Source organism: Clostridium sp. HV4-5-A1G (assembly GCF_900184915.1).
Taxonomy (GTDB): domain Bacteria; phylum Bacillota; class Clostridia; order Clostridiales; family Clostridiaceae; genus Clostridium_B; species Clostridium_B aromativorans.
The window spans coordinates 1-4,412 of record NZ_FXYI02000231.1 but is presented as its reverse complement, the minus strand read 5'-3'; the positions used below and the strand labels follow the sequence as shown (position 1 = coordinate 4,412).

Genomic DNA, 4,412 nt, shown 5'->3' with positions numbered 1-4,412 from the left:
AATTTATTGTCAATAGTTTTTATATTTATTTTTTTAATTTCATGCCCAGAGAAAGTACAATAAATTATATAAAAAACCACATACTAAGATCAGGAGGTGAATCCATATGAAATTAAAGAATCTGATCCTAGGAATTATTTTTATTTTTTTAAGCACCTTAATCTGTACAGATGCAAATGCCTTTTCAGCCCATCAATACTATGTAAAAAATTCCAGAACACCTAAATATCTCTACGTAATACAGCAGAACGATTTAAGTTCCGCTGAAAATACCATGATAGCCACACTGCAGGGGGTAATATCAAATAAATCCGATTCCCAGATATATACTTTAAATAAAAATCAGCCGGATTATAGAATATGGCTGGAGGATCTAAAAGAAAATTACGGTGTCAATTACAGCATGGTGGAGGATCCCTGGTACCTGCTGGATAAATTTAAAAGCTTTGTAAAAGGCTATGTACTCTACGACAACTCCTCCAAGAAAGATCCTTCCATAAACAACGCCTGTTCCCTGGCAGCTTTAAAAGATTCCATAGCTGTAGACAAATCCCTTGAAACCAAAGTCAAAAATATGGGTATAAAAATGCAGCAGGACTGCAGAAACACCGATAAATACTGGGCCTACGATAACCTATGGAATAGGGGGCTGAATCATTCAACGGTAATTGAGCTGTCCCCCGGAAGAGATTCCGCCCTCAGAGATTACGGTATAATGAGCAGATCCCTGGTATTTTATGAAGATGACCCGAAGGATTTCTCCCTGAGAAACAAGGTATTTGAATCCATGGAAAGTGACTCCACATGTCTTGGATGGGGTCCTGACGAAAAGGGTAACATAAGTACAGCTTCCAAAAACGGAGTGAGCCTGGTTCCTGCAGACTGGTCCTATAATCTGACGGTGTTGAGCGCTTTTCCCTCTTCTCCTCTAATTCAAAAAAATGGATCAGATTCCACAAAAAATTCAGCTTCAAAAAACACCCACTATGTGACCTTCATTATGTCAGACGGAGACAATCAGCAGTGGAATCTTGGAAGCAATTTCGGCTCTTCCAAATGGTACGGTTCACCTGAAAGGGGCAGCTTCAACATGGGCTTCAGCATAAGTCCGTCCCTGTATGAACTGGCACCAACTGTTTTAAAGGCCTATTATAAAAATGCCTCTTCAAATACCTTTAAAAACTACTTCATTGTATCACCTTCCGGAAACGGATACATGTATCCCAGTGAATTCAAAACAGATTCCCTGAAGCCTTTTTTGAAAAGATTAAACAACTACATGAAAAACTCGGATCAAAAATACGTGTCCGTTTTAGACAACTGCTCCCTCTATAACAGGGATCTCTGGGATAAATACACCGCCTGCTCAAATATCCAGGGCATATTCTATTTGAATTACCACAGGCAGGATGATTACAAGGGTGAAATAGTGTGGAGCAGAGGCAAGCCCGTAGTATCCTGCAGAAATCTGCTGTGGTCCAAAATAGAAGAAAACGAGGATCTGGTAAGGGATATAAACGGCTACATAAAAAACGGCTGCACGGATACAAGCAGACCTGAGGCATACACCTTCGTATACGTGCATGCCTGGAGTAAAAGCATGAGTGACATAGACAAAGTTGTAAAGCAGCTGAACAAAAATCCCGCAGTAAAAGTAGTGGCACCGTACACCTTTATGGAATTTATAGTGGAAAATGTAAAACACAATGAATAAAAACTTTTGTAGTATAAATATACCAGCTATAAAAAGCATCCGGTATATTTATTGGCTGTATATTAGATAACATACATTACTTGGAGAGGGAGGTTTTCACACTGTCTGGAAGTACCCCGGTTCCTCCCAACAATAAACCACTAGTTATTGTATCATTGTCTGCAAGGAAATTCTTTATTCCAGATAGATTATCGGATGGAGTAAGCAGAGTGATTGAAGGAGTTCTCATTGCCAGAACACTTCCCGATATTGCATCCGGGTAATCCTCACCATTTACGATTATGGCGTTTGTCACACCATCTTTAAATTCATTTGCAATTGCCTGTGAGGTTTCATATCGGATTGCCCCACCGAGCCTTTTTACACTATCTTTATTTCCTAACTGGGTAGCAATTGCCGATTCTTGCTCTGTGCTGATTACCCCGCTTCCACCGAGTAAATAAACCTTTGATGGCTTATTCTTTGAAAGGTAATTGCTAAGGTAAGCAGACTCATTATTGGCTGTAGTAAGGAATATCCTGTATCCCCTTGCAGCTGCCACAGAAGATGCCGAAAGTGCATCTGGAAAATTCTCCCCACTGGCTATAAATATAGGGGCAGTTGACGAAGCTGTTACAGCATTTACTATCTTGCTTGCAGTTTCAAACCTGTCTGCACCACCATATCTCGTTATATGAGAAGCGTCTACACCGTTCGCAATAAACCATTCTTTGAAACTATCTGGTACTACACCTGTACCTCCGAGAAGTACGATATTTCCGTTGTTTGCAAGTGCGCTCTTTACATACTTCAACACATTTCCACTATCTTGATATGCACCAACCAATACTATGGGGGCATTTAACTGTCTAGCGAGTGGTGCTCCTGCAAGTGCATCTGCATAGTTATAACCGTATGCCACAATTATTGTCTTTGGCTTAGTCTCATTTATAAAGCTACTAGCTATATTAGTTGCAGTTTCCTTTCTATCTTGTCCAGCTATTCGGGTTACGTCTATTCTTTTAAAATTAGGATTTGTTGGATTGGTAGGAGTAGTTGGTGTGTCCCCTGAACCACTTTTTAAATGCCCGAATTCATCATACTTACTTGGGTCATATGTGGAATTGCTAAAATTAGTTGGCTCATCACCCGTTATAGTTCCGTAATGCACAAAGCCACTATCTTCGTTTGTAGTACCTATATGGACTGTATTTACTGCTGAGTGTATTCTATCTGAATAAGCTTCATAATATCCATTAGAATCTGGCTTAACAACCTTACCGTCTACATCTACATACTTGCCATCATTATTTATATGAATATTTCTATCTATAAATGGCTTTGGATTCATAAGGTCTACATTGTTAGTAGTGTACTTTACTAAATATGGATACAAATTATAATCTGATGTTGCTGACGAACCGATTGAATATTGGTTAAATTTATGGTCTGAATCTAAGAAAGATACCATTGAATAAACCCTAATTATTGCACCCTGTTCGCCTACATACATTTTTCTTACTTCAATAAACCGGTTACATAAAGTTGTTCCAAAACTAAATTGGTAGTGATATATCTTACCATCTACATTTAATTTTTCCATATCTATTCCAGCAACCTGACCATTACTTTCCTTAGTTAAAAAACTATCAGGCATTTCTACTTTATATGGTGAAGCCATAAGCTCGTCATAGGTTGAGGACTCAGACAATTTGTCTTCTGCTACAATGCTATCTCCAACTAGTCCTGTGTCTGTCTGCAAAGGCTCTTTTTGCACCTTATTTCCATTTTGTATAGTGCCGTCATATGCATAAACCTTGTTATTTAGATTTCCTGTAGCATACTGTGGTACCACAAGTGGTGTAGCTAATATTCCTAAAGTTAACAGTAAGCTAACTACTTTCTTTCTATTCATCTTATCCTTTGCTCCTTTTTAAAGTTTTTATTTTCATCGTTTTCTATATCGTAATACTTTATTAACAGTTTGTCCATTTATTTTAGATTATGGAAAGTACATTTTTTATGTAAAGCAGATATAAGATGAAGATTTTTATAAACTCACCTGGGTGCTATTATTATTAATACTCCCAACTTCCTAAAGTTGGGGATAAGTATTACTATATGAAATGTAGACTTTATATAATCATCCTCCGTATAAGTATGGGAGATGGTAACAACTCCAATTCTTATTATAGAGAAACAGATAAAATTTACTTTAAATTAAGTTTATTACTTTACAAATTCAACTTAAAGTATTATAATTAAATCATACAAACAAATTAGGAGGTTGATTTTATGTTTAAATATGAAATGGAACTTAGCTTGGCATTTCCAAGTAAAAATGGAATAAACTTTTTAGAAAATTCCAGAGATAAAGCTATAAAAGAGAGTATTGAAATTTTTAATCAGCGTTTCAAAGGGAAAAAACAGATAAATATTACAGATGGAGATATAAAATCAGATAAAATAACAATAACTCTAGTATCAAATAATGAATTAAAATCACCTGGAAGAGAATTAAGTGCCTTCTCAAAAGAATTATATCATAATAGAGGATTTAAAGAGTTAACCAGCAAACCATCAAGACTATTTGAAATCAGAGTATTAAATGCACCTAAAGATTATAATTGTAATAATACTGAATCATTGGATAATAATATAGATTATTTAATTAAAAACATAACTAATCAAATTTTAATAAATGATGATGAAGAAATAT

At 36.1% G+C, this 4,412-nt stretch carries 3 protein-coding genes; 2 read left to right on the top strand and 1 reads right to left on the bottom strand.

The window, feature by feature from the left end:
• Nucleotides 1-106 precede the first annotated feature (106 nt).
• On the top strand, nucleotides 107-1,714 hold the full coding sequence (locus tag J5G60_RS16795) for a GxGYxYP domain-containing protein (RefSeq protein WP_150358817.1): 1,608 nt from the start codon (nucleotides 107-109) through the stop codon (nucleotides 1,712-1,714).
• Nucleotides 1,715-1,790: 76 nt separating this feature from the next.
• Here the strand turns inward: J5G60_RS16795 and J5G60_RS16790 are convergent, their stop codons facing one another.
• The gene (locus J5G60_RS16790) at nucleotides 1,791-3,608 is read right to left on the bottom strand and encodes a cell wall-binding repeat-containing protein (RefSeq protein WP_150358818.1); all 1,818 of its coding nucleotides are present in this window, start codon (nucleotides 3,606-3,608) and stop codon (nucleotides 1,791-1,793) included.
• 380 nt (nucleotides 3,609-3,988) lie between these two features.
• Between J5G60_RS16790 and J5G60_RS16785 the strand changes: the two genes are divergently transcribed.
• A partial coding sequence (locus tag J5G60_RS16785; protein WP_150358819.1) for a hypothetical protein occupies nucleotides 3,989-4,412 on the top strand: 424 nt, incomplete at its 3' end.